This is a genomic window from Mesorhizobium sp. M7A.F.Ca.US.006.04.2.1 (assembly GCF_004022915.1).
Lineage (GTDB): Bacteria > Pseudomonadota > Alphaproteobacteria > Rhizobiales > Rhizobiaceae > Mesorhizobium > Mesorhizobium ciceri.
The window spans coordinates 1-309 of the sequence record NZ_RZQA01001696.1 but is presented as its reverse complement, the minus strand read 5'-3'; the positions used below and the strand labels follow the sequence as shown (position 1 = coordinate 309).

Here is a 309-nt window from a genome sequence, read left to right as displayed (position 1 = left end):
GCAGGTGCAGAGCGTCGCATCACGAACGTCGCGGCAGGCCTGAACGCCACGGACGCGGTGAACCTGAGTCAACTGATGTCGGAAGACGCGAAGGTCAACACGATCAACAACAACGTGAACAACCTGAGCAACACCGTGAACAACATCGTGAACGGCGGCGGCATCAAGTACTTCAACGCTAACTCGACGCTGGCGGATTCGTCGGCAACGGGCACGGATGCAGTTTCGATCGGCGGCAACGCTCAGGCGCCGACGGCGAACTCGGTAGCGCTCGGCTCGAACTCGGTGTCGAACTCGACGACGCTAACG

General features: G+C 60.5%; 1 pseudogene. It reads left to right on the top strand.

What is annotated here, in order from left to right:
- Positions 1-309, top strand: a pseudogene (locus EN925_RS39465) (hypothetical protein); the annotation flags it as partial.